Below are 14,922 nucleotides of genomic sequence, written 5' to 3'. Positions count from 1 at the left end.
GCGAGAAAAGGCCCGGAAATCATGCCATCCGGGCGTTGGCTTCGCGCACGAAGGCCGCTAGACCGGGCGCGTGGCAACCGGGGGCAGCTGGGGCGCGCCAAGGATGGGATATGGCAGAAGACGAAGCCACTTTTGAAATAGACAATTCGGAGCCGACCGCTCCGGGTGAGCGGCTGCGTGCCGCGCGCGAGGCCAAGGGAATGAGCGTGCAGGACGTCGCGTCCGCCACCCGTATTCCCAAACGGCATCTGGAAACGATCGAGGATGGCGATTTCGCCGTCCTTCCGGGACGGACCTACGCGATCGGTTTTTCGCGCAGCTACGCCAAGGCGGTCGGGCTGAACGACGAGGAAATCGTCAACGACGTGCGCGAGCAGCTGGGGATCGAAGACCCGGCGGAGCGGCTGCGCGACGGCACGATGCAGACGGAGGACCCCACGCGGCTTCCTTCGCGCGGGCTGGTGATCGCATCGATCATCGCCGGGATCGTGCTGCTGATCGGCGTTTTCGCCTTTTCGCGCAGTTTCTTCGCCCCGGAATCCGAGGCGGATTCACTGCTCGCCGCAGAAGAACAACGCACTCTGACCGAGGAGGACGCGCGCGCCGCTGCGACCGAGCGCGCTAGCCAGCGCGCAATTGCAAGTGGACCGGTGGTATTCACCGCCACGCAGGATGTGTGGGTGCGCTTCTACGACGGCGTTGAATCGAATGTCCTGCTGGAAAAGGTGATGAGTGAAGGGGAGCGCTACACGATCCCCGAGACTGCGGAGGATCCGCAGATCCGCACTGGCGCGCCCTATGCGCTTGCGATCACCGTCGGCGGTCAGAGCGTGCCCGTGCTTGGCGAAGGCGACGTAGTTATCAGCGACGTGCCTGTGAGTGCGCAAGCGCTGCTCGCGCGAGGCGAGACCGAGGGCGATGCCGCTTCGAATGGCGGCGGGGACGCGCAGCGCTGAGCGTTGGCGCAACCGGTGGGAAAAATGGGGGGCGGTGGTTCAGGCCCGGTTCGTGCCGTGCCGCGCACCATCGCCCGATGGACACAGAGAGGGATTCGATGATTTTGGCCAAAGCACCCGCAAGGAAACGGCTCGCGATCTACGGCGCGCTGGCAGGGCTGTTGTTGACGAGCGGCGTGCCCGCCATGGCGCAGGACAACGATTCCTCGCGCATCCGCAAACTCGAGGCGGAGATCCGCGCGCTCCAGCGGCGGGTCTTCCCAGGCGGTGATGGCCGCTATTTCGAACCCGAGATTTCCGGCCCGGCGAACAGCGGCCCCAATGCCAGCACCCAGACCACCGCGGTGACCGACATCCTCGCGCGGCTCGACGCGCTCGAGGCGTCGATCCAGTCGCTCACCCGTCAGGTGGAGGTCACGACCAACACGCAAACGGGGATCGAACAGCGGCTCGCCGTGCTCGAAAACGCGACCGCCACCGGTGGCGCGCCCGCCGCGCTGCTGCCTTCCGGGAATGCTGGCGCGTCGAACACGGGCACCGCGGCCACGACCACCAGGCCGGCTGCAACCACGCCGACGCCGACGTCTGCTGCGGCCACCGGGCCGAGCGCCGAGCGACTGGCAGCGGTCCGCGCGATCGCGAAGCCGCAGACCGACGATGCGGGCGACGACGACTATTCCTACGGCTTCCGCCTGTGGGAAGCGGGCTTCTATCCCGAGGCGCAGCAGGCGCTCGCCGCCTTCGTCGAGAAATATCCGGACCACTGGCGGACCACCTATGGTCGCAACCTGCTGGGCCGCGCATTCCTCGACAATGGGCAGGCGCGCGAGGCGGCTCCGTGGTTCCTGAAGAACTACCAGGCCGATAACGACGCGGCACGTGCGCCCGACAGCCTGCTCTATCTCGCCGAGTCGATGATCGAACTGGGCGATACCAACCGCGCCTGCATCGCACTGGCCGAGTTCAGCGAAACCTACCCCGCGCTCGCGACCGGGCGGTTGAGCGATCAGTACCAGGCCAGCCGTCGCAAGGTGAGCTGCTCCTGACAGGCAGGCCGCCCGACCCTGCGCTGATCGAGCGGTTCCGGGCCGACCTCGCGCAGGTCTGGCCCGACGATCCCGAGCTTGCCGATGTCCCGCTGGGGATCGCCGTGTCCGGCGGACCGGACAGTCTTGCGCTGCTGTTGCTCGCCCACGCGGCGATGCCGGGGCGGGTGAGGGCGGCGACGGTCGATCACGGCCTGCGCCCCGAAAGCGCGGACGAAGCGGCGTTCGTCGCCCGCGTCTGCGAGAGGTTGGGAATTCCGCATGCTACGCTGCGGGTGGATGTCGCCCCCGGCAATCTGCAGGCCAACGCGCGCGCCGCGCGCTACGAGGCGCTCGGTTGCCATTTCGAGCAGGTCGGCGCGTCGGTCTTCGCCACCGCGCATCATGCCGACGACCAGGCTGAAACCCTGCTGATGCGCCTCAACCGGGGGAGCGGGCTGGCGGGGCTTGCAGGGGTGCGGCCCTGGTCGGTCTTCTTTCCCGAGGGTATCATCGCGGAAATGGTGCTGGTGCGGCCGCTGCTCGGCTGGCGGCGCGAGGAGCTAGCGGCGGTGGTGCGCGCGGCGGGGATCGAGGCGGTCGACGACCCTTCCAATTCCGACGATGCGTTCGACCGTGCCCGCATGCGCAAGGCGATCGCCGAAGCCGACTGGCTCGATCCGCTGGCGATGGCGCGGTCCGCGCGTCATCTCGCCGAGGCAGAGAACGCGGTCGAGGACTATGTGTCGAGTATCGCGAACCGGCTGATCTGGCGCGATGGCGCCTGCTATTTCTGTATGGGGTATCCCCGACTGGTGGAAATCGGGGTGGTCGAGCGGATTCTCGAGCGGCTTGGCGGGACCGAGGTGCGCAGGTCCGAGATCGCCCGCATGGTGGACCGGCTGCGCACCCGGGAAAATGCGTCTCTCGGCGGTGTGCTCGCCAAGCGGGAATGGGTGAAAACCAGCCCCAACACGACCAGCGACAGCGTCAAATTCGAAAAAGAGCCCCCGCGCAGGGCGTAAGCCGCTGCGTATTAAAGGATCGGCTCGCCCATCTTGAGTGTCTCGCCCCGGGTGATGACGACCTTGTCGCCCTTCTTGGCCACCGCGAACACCTTGGCCGCGAATTCATTGGGCAGGCCGATGCAGCCGTGGCTGGCATAGCCGTTTTCGACCTGCGACCCGTGCAGCGCAACGCCGTCATTGGTCAGGAACATCGAATAGGGCATCGGCGCGTTGTTGTACTTCTCGGACACATTATCGCGCATCTTGTAGCGGATCGGGAAGACGCCGAGCGGCGTGGGGTGCTCCTGCGTGCCGACCAGCACTGCCGCCGCGCCGATCTCGTAACCGCCGCGGAAGACCGAGATGACCCGGGCGTCCAGATCGACCGTGATCACGATCGGGCCTGCGGGCACGCCCTTGGTATCCCAATGCCATTCGCCGTACTTGATCGGGCCCTTGATCGGCAGCACGCGCTTGACCACCATAGGTTCGGAGCGCGAGGCCCGCGACGGGGCTGAGCGGGCGACGCTGCGGCTTGCACCGCTCGCACCGCTGCGCGCGTCGTAGATCACCTCTCCATCATGGTCCTCGGCGTCGAGCCCGGCGTCATCATCCGTTCCGTCGCCTGCGACGGCTTCGTCGCTCAGGCTCGCATCGGTTACGCTTTCGGGATCGAACGGCTCGCTGTCACTAAGCGCGTTCCCGTCCTCGTCGAACTTGGAGGGATCGACGGGAATCGCGTCCTCGATATTCGGCGCGATAGCCGCGGTGTTCGCGGCTGTATCGGCATACATCATGCGCGTGCCGATCGCCGCGCCGCCGAACAGCAGCACGGTTGCGAGCGTTGCTCCGCCGATCCAGAGAAGTGCCTTGGTCATAGTGGTCTTTCCTGCATCGCGCGCGCGGCAAATCCCAGCGGGTTGCGCCACCGCGTATCGGCGAGGGACTCTATAGCGGACAAAAGTTAACGCGCTGCGGAAAATCTCGCCGCCGCCCGCTAGCTGCGGCTTACCTCGACTGTCTTTTCGCACAGTTCGACCATCCCGAAGGTGGTCAGGAAGCTGACATCGGCGGCATCGCGGCCGACGCCGATCTTCACGATGTCTTCCGCCGTCCCCATGCCCGTCGCATCGACCAGCTGCCAGGTCCCGCCTGCATCGCTGCCCGGGTCTTTCAGGAACACCTCGGCCACCGCGTGGAAATCGGGCGGCGTCACGTCGGGCGCGTAACAGGCGACGAACCGCGCGGGGATCACGCTCGCACGGGCCAGCGTGACGACCATGTGCGCATAGTCGCGGCAGATTCCGCGCCGTTCGACGAAGCTGTCGAGCGCGGTGGTCGACGCATCCGAACTGCCCGGAGTATAGGTGAATTTGTCCGCCACCCAGCTGCGGATCGCCTCGACCCGCGCTCCGCCCGAAGTCCTCCCGAACTGGTCTTCGACAAAGCTCTGGAACTTGTCGGCGGGGCAATAGCGGGAATCGAACAGGTATTTGACCGGGGCGGCGGGCATCTCGCTCGGGCGCAGCTGTTCGAGCTGGTCGAGCGCGGCGATCTGGCGGCGGATCTCCACCTCAGCTTCGTGGCGAACCTCGAACCGGCCATCGGCGCGGGCCCACACCCGCTCGCCGATATCCTCCTGTGCCGGGATCCGGGTGCAGCTGTCCGCGTCGGTCAGATCGGTCCGGCAGCTCAGCAGATGCTGCTCCGGAATATCGGCGACCGCGAACTGCATCAGCGCGTCGGTGGGGGCCTGCGTGGTGAAGGCGAAGCTCGATCGGATGGAAATGGCCATACCCGATCAACGCCCCGCCCGCGTAAAGTGCCGGACGGGATCGTCCTTATTCGTTCGGGACGCCGAACAGATCGTGCTCGTCCGCGTCCTCGACCTGCACTTCCACGATATCGCCGGGGGCGAGGCTGGCGGAGACATTGCGCAGGAACACGTTACCGTCGATCTCGGGCGCGTCGGCCTGAGAGCGGCCGGTTGCGCCGATATCGCCGTCTTCGTCAGGCTCGCCGACCTCGTCGATGATCACGGGCAGCGTGCGGCCGATCTTGGCCTGCAGCTTGGCCGCGCTGATCCGCGCGGTCGCTTCCATGATCCGGGCGTAGCGTTCTTCCTTGACCGCTTCGGGCACCGGATCGGGCAGGGCATTGGCCGCCGCGCCTTCCACCGGCTCAAACCGGAACGCGCCAACGCGATCCAGCTGTGCCTCTTCCAGCCATTCGAGCAGGTACTCGAAGTCTTCTTCCGTCTCGCCGGGGAAGCCGACCACGAAGCTGGAGCGCACGGCGATGTCGGGGCAGATTTCGCGCCAGCCCTTCAGGCGTTCGAGCACCTTCGCCTCGTTCGCGGGGCGCTTCATGCGCTTGAGGACAGACGGCGCGGCATGCTGGAACGGGATGTCGAGATAGGGCGTCAGCAGCCCTTCGGCCATCAGCGGGATGACCTGATCGACGTGGGGGTAGGGGTACACATAGTGCAGCCGCACCCACGGCGGGGCGCCCTGATCGGTCCGCAACTGGCCGAGTTCGCGCGCCAGATCGGTCATGTGCGCGCGGACGAGTCTTTTTTCGGAGTCTTCGTGCCCCTTCCACTCGCGCGCCTCGTGCCGGGTATCGACGCCATAGGCCGAGGTGTCCTGGCTGATGACCAGCAGTTCCTTGGTGCCCGCCGCGACCAGCTTTTCCGCCTCGCGCAGCACCGCATCGATCCGCCGGCTGGCGAGTTTTCCGCGCAGGTCGGGGATGATGCAGAAGGCGCAGGAGTGATTGCAGCCCTCGGAAATCTTGAGGTAGCTGTAGTGGCGCGGGGTCAGCTTGATATCCGCCAGATCGGGCTGGGGGATCAGGTCGACATAGGGCCCCTGGCTCGGCGGCGCGTGTTCGTGCACGGCCTCGACCACCTGTTCATACTGATGCGCGCCCGTCACCGCCAAGACCTGCGGATGCGCGGCGCGGATTGCCTCGGCTTCCTCGCCCATGCAGCCGGTCACGATCACGCGGCCATTCTCGGCAATCGCCTCGCCGATCGCCTGCAGGCTCTCTTCCTTGGCGGAATCGAGGAAGCCGCAGGTGTTGACCAGCACGATGTCCGCGCCCGCATAATCGGCGCTCATCGCGTAGCCATCGGCCCGCAGACGGGTGAGAATACGCTCGCTATCCACGAGCGCCTTGGGGCAGCCGAGGCTGACCATGCCGACCTTCTTGGGGTCGGGGATCGAGGTGGTGGTTGTTGCCATGATTGCGCGCGCCTCTACACCCAAGTGACGCTTTGCGCTAGGTGGCGCGTCGAACACCAATGGAGGCTGCAAATGGGCCAGATGGACCTGCTGACTATCGTCCTTGGCGCAGCCGCGTTCTTCTTCGTAGGAATGGTCTGGTACGGCGTGCTGTTCGGGAAGATCTGGAAGCGCGCGATCGGGCGCGGCGAGGACGAGGGTTTCAGCGGTGACCGGCCGCTGTGGCTGGTGTTCGGGCTGACCTTCGCCTTTGCGTTGTTGATTTCGCTGACGCTGGCGCACCAGTTCGCAATGTCGAGCCCGTCGGTGCGCGCGATGATGATGATCTCGGTCGGGTACGGCCTGATGCTGATGGTGCCCGCGGTGGGTATTCGTTACCTCTACCTAAATGCCCCGTGGCGGGTGTTCGCGATCGACGCGGGATTCTTCGTCACCGCGATGGCGGCGATGGGCGCGGTGTTCGTGGTGCTGCGCTGACCACGCTGCGTCACGCTATTGCGGGCGGGCTTCGCCGTTGTGCCCGTCGCCGCGTTTCTCACCCTCGATAGTCGGCACGATCTCGACCACGATGTCGCCCGCCTGCAGGTTCTGGCACTCGTCTTCCCAGAAGCCCAGCGCCTCGCCATTGCGATAGATCCTGAGGCCCCGGCCGCCGGTTTTCAGCGCGGATATCGCGCAGCCGCATTCCTCTGCGGTGACCGGTCGTTCGACCAGCTGGACCCGCCCTGCGACGGAGGCCAGATCGGCGAGATAATCCGCGATATGCGCGCCCTTGACGCTGCCTGCCAGCAGCAGCCCGGTGAAGTGGACCGGGTTGATGACGTTGTTGGCCCCGGCCTGTCGCGCGAGGCTCTCGTTGTCCGACGCGCGCACAACCACGCTGATCGGCACAGCAGGCGCTAGCGCGCGCACGGTCAGCACGATCAGGATCGAGGTGTCGTCGCGCCCGGCAGAGACGAGCACGCTCTGCGCGCGGTCGATCTTGACCGCCTTGAGCGTTTCGTCCCGGGTCGCGTCGGCGGCCATGATGTTGCAGCCCAGCGCTTCGGCATCGGCGAGGCGTTCCTCGCTCGGGTCGATCACGACGATACAGTGGGGCTCGACCCCGCGATCGATCAGCTCGGCGACCGATTCCGACCCGGAGACGCCGTAGCCCAGCACCACGATGTGGTCCGCGAGTTGTTCCTGGATGCGGTTCATGCGGAATTTCTCCCAGCTGCGCTGAATGAGGAAGTTGTAGGCGGTGCCCACGAAAATGAAGAGCACGGCGAAGCGGACCGGGGTCACGATCACCGCCTCCACCAGCCGCGCGCGATCGGTGATCGGCGCGATGTCGCCGAAGCCGGTCGTAGTGATCGAGATCATCGTGAAATAGACGACGTCGAGGAAGCTGACCTCGCCATCGAGGTTGTCGACCAGCCCCTCGCGATCCCACCAGTGGATCATCACCACCAGGAAAATGAGACCAAGCGCCAGCCCCAGCCGGATTGACAGGTCGCCCCATACGGGCACCTTCACCGCGCGTCGCAGCGGCTGGAAACGCGGCCCGCGCACGTCGCGGCTGCCCGGGCCGGTGCCGACCTTTTCGACTTGCTGTCGGCCCCGTTTTTCTGGCTTCCTGCTCAAGGTCGGTCCTCTCCCATCCGCACTGCCGGACTAGACACGTCGGGCACGCGCGGCAACCGATCCTGTCAGCCGTAACGCTCGCCCAGCTCGCCGAGCGAGGCGTGGTGCGTCAGATCGAGTTGCAGCGGGGTGACCGAGACGAAGCCTTCGTTGATCGCTTCCAGATCGGTGCCGTGGTCCAGCGTGTGCTCGATCGCCTGCAGGCCGAACCAGTAATATTTGAACCCGCGCGGGTCGCGCCCTTCGACCACGGTGCCGCGCGAATAGTCGTGGAAGCCCTGACGCACCGCGCGGATGCCCCGGATTCGATCGGCGGGCAGGGCGGGGAAATTGACGTTGACCAGCGTGCGCTTGGGCAGCGGCGTGTCGAGCAGCGGACCCATCACCTTCTCGCCCCAGGCGCGCGCGGCTTCGAACGTGTCGTCGGTCGCCGCGCCTTCCTTGTTGGTCACCTGACTCAGCGCGATCGAACGGATGCCTGCCAGCGCACCCTCGATCGCGGCGGACACGGTCCCCGAATAGGTGATGTCGTCGGCCAGGTTCGCCCCGCGATTGACGCCGGAGAGGATCACATCGGGCGGGCCGTCCATCACCTGCCGCAGACCCATGGTGACCGCGTCGGTCGGCGTGCCGGTGACGGAGAAGCGCCGTTCGCCGTGCTTTCGCAGGCGGACGGGGCGGGTCAGCGTGAGCGCGTGGCCCATCCCCGACTGCTCTTCATCCGGGGCGCAGATCCAGATGTCGTCGGAGAAGGCGCGGGCGATCTCCTCCAGCACTTCGAGGCCGGGGGCGTGGATGCCATCGTCGTTGGTGAGGAGGATTTTCATTCTCGTCCACTTTCTCCCCTCCCATGGGGGAGGGGCTGGGGGTGGGGGTGGAACGGGCAGCGGCGGGTGCACCACCCCCACCCGACCTCCCCCTTTAAAGGGGGAGGAGAAGTTTAGTTACTCCGGGCTGATCCGCGTCAGACCGCCCATGTAGGGATGCAGCGCTTCGGGCACGTCGACGCTGCCGTCTTCGTTCTGGTAGTTCTCCAGCACCGCCACCAGCGTGCGGCCCACGGCGAGGCCCGATCCGTTGAGCGTGTGGACGAACTCGGTCTTCTTGTCGCCGCTTTCCGGGCGGTAGCGCGCGCTCATCCGGCGGGCCTGGAAATCGCCCACGTTGGAGCAGCTGGAAATCTCGCGATAGGCACCCTGGCCGGGCAGCCAGACTTCCAGATCGTAGGTCTTGCGCGCGCCGAAGCCCATGTCGCCGGTGCACAGCAGCATCTTGCGATAGGGCAGGCCGAGCGCCTGCAGCACGCCTTCGGCACACTGCGTCATCCGCTCATGCTCGGCCTCGCTGTCCTCGGGGCGCACGATGCTGACCAGCTCGACCTTTTCGAACTGGTGCTGGCGGATGAAGCCGCGCGTATCCTTGCCCGCCGCGCCCGCTTCGGAACGGAAGCATGGGGTCAGCGCGGTCATCCGCAGCGGCAGATGCGCTTCCTCGATGATATGCCCGCGCACCGCATTGGTCAGGCTGACCTCGGCGGTGGGGATCAGCCAGCGGCCGTCGGTGGTGTGGAACAGGTCGTCGGCGAACTTGGGCAATTGCCCCGTGCCGAACACCGCTTCGTCGCGCACCAGCAGCGGCGGGTTGCATTCCAGATAGCCGTTCTCGGTCGTCTGCCGGTCGAGCATGAACTGGCCGAGCGCGCGGTGCAGCCGGGCGATGCCGCCGCGCAGGAAGGTGAAGCGTGCGCCGGCGATATTGGCCCCGATTTCGAAATCGAGGCCCAGCATCGGGCCGATATCGGCATGTTCGCGCGGCTCGAAGTCGAATTCGCGCTTTTCGCCCCAGATCGACAGCTCGACATTCTCTTCCTCGCCCGCGCCCTCGGGCACGTCGTCGGCGGGGAGGTTGGGGATCGCAGCGAGCATGTCGTCCATCTCGGCGCCGAGCACGCGCGCGTCTTCCTCCAGCCGGGGCAGGGTGGTCGCCTTGAGCTCGGTCACCTCGGCCTTCAGCCGGTCGGCTTCCTCGGTATTGCCGCTGCCCATCGCCTGGCCGATCGCCTTGGAGGCGGCGTTGCGGCGGTTCTGCGCGTCCTGCAATTCGGTCAGGACGGCGCGGCGGCGGGTGTCGAGGTCGAGCAGGCGCGCGGTGACCGGCTCTGCCCCGCGACGGGCGAGCGCGGCGTCGAAAGCTTCGGGTTCGCAGCGGATGGTGGCGATGTCGTGCATGGCTCGCGCCTATACGAGCCTGACCGCGCTTGGCCAGTATCAAGTTGGTGCGCGATCGCTGCTTGAGGGCAGCGGAGCGATTCGGCAGTCGGGTACTGCATCGGCCGACCGCTGCCGGGCAGATCAGGGCGCTCGGGTGCGCTCAGCCGATCGAAACTGTGACAGAAATGGCCCAGGGTGACGCGTATACGCTCTTGAAACCGAACGGTCACAAATGCTCCCCGAAAGTGTCACGTCGCGTCTCTAGCGCCCCTCTCGCGATCACTATTCGCGTCCGCATTTTCGAATCTTCGGTTTTTTGAGGGGACCGCTCGCTGTGAAAAATCTCCATCGCTCGCTCGTAATCGGTTGTAGCGCGCTGGCTCTTGCCGGCTGTGGTGCCGATGAAATCGTCTCGCCCGGCACGGGCGGCAATGTGACGATCAACAACCCGGCCCCCACGCCGGCCCCGGCACCGGCTCCCACGCCGACCAGCACGCTGGCGACCCCGGCGGCCAGCTGTCCGCAGATCGCCAACCCGACTCAGCTGCTCGACCTCGGCACGATCTCCGGCCCGACCGGCACCTATCGCCGTTGCCGCCTGCCCGAGAGCTTCACGGCATCGTCGACCCTGCCGCGCGTCGCCGGCACGCTCTACGAACTCAACGGCCAGACCGACGTCGGCGTCGACCAGGGCTTCGGCTCGACCAACACCGCCGTGACGCTCGACATCGAACCGGGCGTGATCATCTTCGCGTCGGGTAACGACTTCCTCAACGTCAATCGCGGCAACAAGCTGAACGCGGTCGGCACGGCAGCCAAGCCGATCATCTTCACCAGCCGCCAGAACGTTGAAGGCAGCACCAGCACCGACACCTCGGGCCAGTGGGGCGGGATCATCCTGTCGGGCCGCGCGCCGGTGGTCGACTGCTTCGTCGGTTCGGAAGCGGCGGGTACCTGCGAACGCCGCGTCGAAGGCGCGACCAACCAGATCCTGTACGGCGGTGCGCAGAGCAACGACAGCTCGGGCACGCTCAGCTACATCCAGATCCGGTTCTCCGGCTTCGCGCTGTCGAATGGTGACGAACTCCAGTCGCTGACCACCGGCGGCGTCGGCTCGGGCACGGTCATCAACCACATCCAGAGCTACAACAGCTCGGACGACGGCGCTGAATTCTTCGGCGGCGCCGTGCGCGCATCGCAGCTCGCCATCATCGGTGCGGAAGACGACTCGCTCGACACCGATACCGGCCTCAAGGGCCTGTTCGACCAGGTTCTGATCGTGCAGCGTCCGGCCGCCTCGGACACCGTCATCGAACAGGATTCGGACGGTAACGAAGAAGCTTCGCCGCGCACCAACGTGCGCGTGAACAACGCCACCATGATCGCCCAGAGCAGCATCGGCGACCGCGGCATCCGCATCCGCGGCAGCTCGGACTTCTCGCTGTTCAACTCGCTCGTCTGGGATCGCCTGGGCACCAATAACGGCTGCATCAACGTGCAGGGCGTTTCGGTGGATCGCGCCGCGGGTGCCAACGACGAATCCGGCCCGGTCGTGTTCAACTCGGTGGCGCTGCAGTGCGCGACCAACTTCCGTGGCGGCAGCGGCTCGACCGCGGCGCAGGTCGAAGCGCGCTTCGATGCGGGCGCGGCCAACACCAAGGCGTTCACCAACACGCTTGCCCGCCTGACCGGGATCACCACCGGTGCTCCGTTCATCAACGGCAGCGCGGAAAACACCTACAACCCGATCTTCGATGCGAACGCCGTGTCGAGCTTCTTCCCGACCGGCCGCACCTACATCGGCGCCGTGCCGAGCGAAGCGGCGAACTGGGCCGAAGGCTGGACCTGTAACTCGGCGACGGTGACGCTGGGTCTGAACAACACCGGCAGCTGCGACACGCTTCCGCAGATCTGATCGAGCCGACAGGGGGAGGGGCCGGGCGCGGGTGCGCCGGGCTCCTCCCCTGCTCGATTTTTCGATGACGCCCCGGCCATTGCGGCCCGGGTGCACCAGTTTTTCAAGACCTTAGCATGAGGGGGTCTCATACCATGTCCACCGGCAAGCAGTTGGCAGGGCTGCTATTGCTCTCCACCGCGCTCACCTTCCCGGGTGTCGCATTCGCTCAAGACACGGGTACGGCCCAGACCAGCAACGCGGCGGCACAGCCCGCGGTCGAGACGCCCGCTGAGGAGCCCATCAACCCCGACGAAAACGATGCCGCCCAGCAGGACGAGGGCGACATCGACGTCTCGGTTCCCGGCGGCAATGTCATCACGGTAACCGGCCGTCGAGGCCCGCGCGACATCACGCGCGGCTCCAGCCAGGTCGTCTCGGTGCTGAGCACCGAAGACATCGCGCGTACGGGCGAAGGCGATATCGCCGGCGCGCTGAGCCGCGTCACCGGCCTGTCCAACACCGGCAATGGTCGCGTCTTCGTGCGCGGCCTTGGGGATCGCTATTCGCTCGCGCTGCTCAACGGCCTTCCGCTGCCGTCGCCCGAGCCGCTGAGCCGCGTCGTCCCGCTCGACATCTTTCCGACCGACATCGTCGCCTCCTCGCTGGTCCAGAAGACCTACTCGGCCAACTTCCCCGGCGAATTCGGTGGCGGCGTGATCAACCTGACCACGCAGGCGATCCCAGACGAAAGTTTCCTCAAGGTCAGCCTCGGTGTCAGCGGCGATACCGAAACCACCTTCGAGAATGGGTTGCTGTACTACGGCAGCGACATGGACTGGTACGGGTTCGCGAGTGGTCGCCGCGACCCGCAGCCTGCATTGCAGGCCTATCTCGACGGAACGGTCGAGCTTGAAGAGCTGCCGCTGGAACAGCGCCAGGCGATCGCCAGCACGCTCTCCGTGCCCAACCTGATCGTGCTCCAGAAGGCCGACAAGCTGCGCCCCAACATGTCGGGCGGCCTTACCGGCGGAACCAGCTTCTTCGTCGGCGACGACGCGGAGCTGGGCATCATCGCCACCGCCAACCTGAGCAACTCGCTGCGCAACCGCAACGTCCTCAGCCAGACGCCGGTGCGTCAGGAAACCGTTACCCCGGCCGACGACTTCCGCCGCTTCGTCACCGACAACCGCATCCTGCTGAACGGGCTGCTCGGCTTCGGGCTCGAGTATGGCGATCAGAAGATTCGCTGGACCAATGTGTTCATCCGCGACGTTCTCAAGCAGGCGTCGCTCAGCCAGGGGCGGATCATCGTCGGTTCGGGCGATGACGGGTTCGACAAGCTGATCCAGCAGAACGGCTGGTTCGAACGCCAGCTGTTCGACTCGCAGGTGGTCGGCGAATTCCAGCTCGGCAACGACATCTCGCTCGACCTGCGCGGCGGCTATGCCCAGACTGATCGCGAGAGCCCGTACGAATATCGCTTCGATTACGTGCGGACCAACAATCCGAACGATCCCTACGGCGATTACTTCGTCAACCCGCTCGACAACAACCTGCCCGGCGGACAGGCGGCCGTCGCCTTCTCCGATCTGACCGAGAAGGTCTATTATGGCGGCGGCGATCTGACCGTGCCGGTGATGCCCGACGTGCTGTCGCTGACCGCCGGCGCCGCCTACACCGATACGCAGCGCTATTCGGAACGCCGCGCGTTCCAGTTCACCGCGCCGAGCAACTTCCCCAACGGCATCGCCTTGCTGCGCCCGGACCTGCTGATCGCACCCGCGATCATCGAGGCCTCGAACGTGCCCGGCTTCGCCGCGCCGGGCGTGTCGGCTCCGGTGGACCTGCGTGAGCTGACCGAGGATACGCCTGCGTTCGACGCTCAGCTGAAAGTGATTGCCGGCTACCTGAAGGGCAATCTGACGCCGGTCGACGGGCTGACCATCGATGCGGGCGTGCGCTACGAAGACGGCAAGCAGACCGTCGCCCCGGCGCAGGTCTTCACCAACCAGCCCAATCTGGGCGCGGTGACCGCGATCGAGAACGGCTACTGGCTGCCTTCGGCCACGATCACCTACCAGTTCGACAACGGGCTGCAGCTGCGTGCGAGCGCATCGAAAACGATCGCCCGTCCCCAGTTCCGCGAACTGCTGCTGCAGGAATATACCGATCCGGAAAGCCTGCGCTCCTTCGTGGGTAACCCGGCCTTGCAGGACAGCACGCTGTTCAACGCCGAAGTGCGCGGCGAATACTATTTCGGGCAGGGCAGCCGCGTCTCGCTGGCGGGCTTCTACAAGTCGATCGACAACCCGATCGAGGCGTTCTCACAGTTCACCGACAACTCGCAGTCGACCAGTTTCGCCAACGCTCCCAAGGCAGAGCTCTACGGGGCCGAGGCCGAGCTGGTGTGGAACTACGACCTCTACGATCTGGGTGGCTTCTTCGAGAGCAAGCGCGCGCTGCTGATCGCGAACTACACCTACACCCAGTCGCAGATCCAGGTGCAACCGGGCGACCAGACCTTCATCTTCATCACCGGTGTAGGGGCGAGCCCGCGCGATGCGACCTCGCTGTTCCGCGATGGCGATCCGCTGACAGGCCAGTCCGATCACCTTGCCAATATCCAGGTCGGGTTCGAGGATATCGACCGGCTGAGCCAGGTGACGCTGCTGTTCTCCTACGCCAGCGAGCGCGTGACCAGCCGTCTCGGCCAGAACGCGGGCGGCCTGCCCGACGTGATCGAGAAGCCGGGCGCCAGGCTCGACCTCGTGATCCGGCAGGGCGTCGAGCTGGGCGGCGTGCCGCTGGAACTGAAGTTCGAGGCCCGCAACCTCACGGGGACGGACAATTACGAATACGTCGCCAATGACAGCGGCCGGGTCGATGTGAACAGCTATGAGGTCGGCCAGAGCTTCGCGCTGTCGCTGTCCGCCGAGTTCTGACGCGCCTCCCCCAC

12 protein-coding genes are annotated in these 14,922 nt (G+C 66.0%); 6 read left to right on the top strand and 6 right to left on the bottom strand.

Annotation, left to right across the window (positions count from 1 at the left end; translation table 11 throughout):
• Positions 1–110: 110 nt before the first annotated feature.
• The 3 genes from KYN89_RS10900 (at position 111) to tilS (ending at position 3,006) form a co-directional block, all read left to right on the top strand.
• The gene (locus KYN89_RS10900) at positions 111–956 is read left to right on the top strand and encodes a helix-turn-helix domain-containing protein (protein ID WP_222825098.1); all 846 of its coding nucleotides are present in this window, start codon (positions 111–113) and stop codon (positions 954–956) included.
• 98 nt (positions 957–1,054) lie between these two features.
• Positions 1,055–2,002, top strand: a complete 948-nt coding sequence (locus KYN89_RS10895; RefSeq protein WP_222825097.1) for a tetratricopeptide repeat protein — start codon at positions 1,055–1,057, stop codon at positions 2,000–2,002.
• Between the two features lie 92 nt (positions 2,003–2,094).
• On the top strand, positions 2,095–3,006 hold the full coding sequence (gene tilS / locus KYN89_RS10890; RefSeq protein WP_222825529.1) for a tRNA lysidine(34) synthetase TilS: 912 nt from the start codon (positions 2,095–2,097) through the stop codon (positions 3,004–3,006).
• 11 nt (positions 3,007–3,017) lie between these two features.
• Here the strand turns inward: tilS and KYN89_RS10885 are convergent, their stop codons facing one another.
• The 3 genes from KYN89_RS10885 to rimO all read right to left on the bottom strand — a co-directional run bounded on the left by KYN89_RS10885 (position 3,018) and on the right by rimO (position 6,233).
• Complete coding sequence (locus KYN89_RS10885) at positions 3,018–3,866, bottom strand: L,D-transpeptidase family protein (RefSeq protein ID WP_222825096.1); 849 nt, start codon at positions 3,864–3,866, stop codon at positions 3,018–3,020.
• A 119-nt stretch (positions 3,867–3,985) separates the two neighbouring features.
• Entirely contained in the window at positions 3,986–4,783 is a 798-nt protein-coding gene (locus KYN89_RS10880) for a transglutaminase-like domain-containing protein (protein ID WP_222825095.1), read from the bottom strand.
• 46 nt (positions 4,784–4,829) lie between these two features.
• Positions 4,830–6,233 carry a 30S ribosomal protein S12 methylthiotransferase RimO gene (rimO, locus tag KYN89_RS10875; protein WP_222825094.1) on the bottom strand — a complete coding sequence of 468 codons (1,404 nt, stop codon included), beginning with the start codon at positions 6,231–6,233 and terminating at the stop codon, positions 4,830–4,832.
• A 72-nt stretch (positions 6,234–6,305) separates the two neighbouring features.
• Here rimO and KYN89_RS10870 point away from each other — a divergent pair, with 72 nt between their 5' ends.
• The gene (locus KYN89_RS10870; RefSeq protein WP_222825093.1) at positions 6,306–6,710 is read left to right on the top strand and encodes a DUF1761 domain-containing protein; all 405 of its coding nucleotides are present in this window, start codon (positions 6,306–6,308) and stop codon (positions 6,708–6,710) included.
• Positions 6,711–6,725: 15 nt separating this feature from the next.
• Here the strand turns inward: KYN89_RS10870 and KYN89_RS10865 are convergent, their stop codons facing one another.
• From KYN89_RS10865 to serS, 3 genes are all read right to left on the bottom strand, one after another.
• Positions 6,726–7,787 (bottom strand): potassium channel family protein, encoded by a 1,062-nt coding sequence (locus tag KYN89_RS10865; protein WP_222825528.1) that lies wholly within the window; start codon positions 7,785–7,787, stop codon positions 6,726–6,728.
• A gap of 137 nt (positions 7,788–7,924) precedes the next feature.
• Entirely contained in the window at positions 7,925–8,686 is a 762-nt protein-coding gene (surE, locus tag KYN89_RS10860; RefSeq protein ID WP_222825092.1) for a 5'/3'-nucleotidase SurE, read from the bottom strand.
• A gap of 117 nt (positions 8,687–8,803) precedes the next feature.
• Entirely contained in the window at positions 8,804–10,087 is a 1,284-nt protein-coding gene (serS, locus tag KYN89_RS10855) for a serine--tRNA ligase (protein WP_222825091.1), read from the bottom strand.
• A 316-nt stretch (positions 10,088–10,403) separates the two neighbouring features.
• On the opposite strand from serS, the gene KYN89_RS10850 reads away from it, so the two are divergent.
• The gene (locus KYN89_RS10850) at positions 10,404–11,984 is read left to right on the top strand and encodes a hypothetical protein (RefSeq protein ID WP_222825090.1); all 1,581 of its coding nucleotides are present in this window, start codon (positions 10,404–10,406) and stop codon (positions 11,982–11,984) included.
• A gap of 134 nt (positions 11,985–12,118) precedes the next feature.
• The gene (locus KYN89_RS10845; protein ID WP_222825527.1) at positions 12,119–14,908 is read left to right on the top strand and encodes a TonB-dependent receptor domain-containing protein; all 2,790 of its coding nucleotides are present in this window, start codon (positions 12,119–12,121) and stop codon (positions 14,906–14,908) included.
• Positions 14,909–14,922 lie beyond the last annotated feature (14 nt).

Origin of the sequence: Alteriqipengyuania abyssalis, assembly GCF_019857185.1 — a bacterium.
GTDB classification, from domain to species: domain Bacteria; phylum Pseudomonadota; class Alphaproteobacteria; order Sphingomonadales; family Sphingomonadaceae; genus Alteriqipengyuania; species Alteriqipengyuania abyssalis.
The sequence above is the reverse complement of the archived record's forward strand: the minus strand, read 5'-3'. Positions and strand labels throughout refer to the sequence as shown.

Coding starts and splice junctions, on each gene's coding strand:
- KYN89_RS10885 (WP_222825096.1), bottom strand. CDS start 3,866: ATGACCAAGGCACTTCTCTGGATCGGCGGAGCAACGCTCGCAACCGTG.
- KYN89_RS10900 (WP_222825098.1), top strand. CDS start 111: ATGGCAGAAGACGAAGCCACTTTTGAAATAGACAATTCGGAGCCGACC.
- serS (WP_222825091.1), bottom strand. CDS start 10,087: ATGCACGACATCGCCACCATCCGCTGCGAACCCGAAGCTTTCGACGCC.
- rimO (WP_222825094.1), bottom strand. CDS start 6,233: ATGGCAACAACCACCACCTCGATCCCCGACCCCAAGAAGGTCGGCATG.
- KYN89_RS10870 (WP_222825093.1), top strand. CDS start 6,306: ATGGGCCAGATGGACCTGCTGACTATCGTCCTTGGCGCAGCCGCGTTC.
- surE (WP_222825092.1), bottom strand. CDS start 8,686: ATGAAAATCCTCCTCACCAACGACGATGGCATCCACGCCCCCGGCCTC.
- KYN89_RS10895 (WP_222825097.1), top strand. CDS start 1,055: ATGATTTTGGCCAAAGCACCCGCAAGGAAACGGCTCGCGATCTACGGC.
- KYN89_RS10845 (WP_222825527.1), top strand. CDS start 12,119: ATGTCCACCGGCAAGCAGTTGGCAGGGCTGCTATTGCTCTCCACCGCG.
- KYN89_RS10880 (WP_222825095.1), bottom strand. CDS start 4,783: ATGGCCATTTCCATCCGATCGAGCTTCGCCTTCACCACGCAGGCCCCC.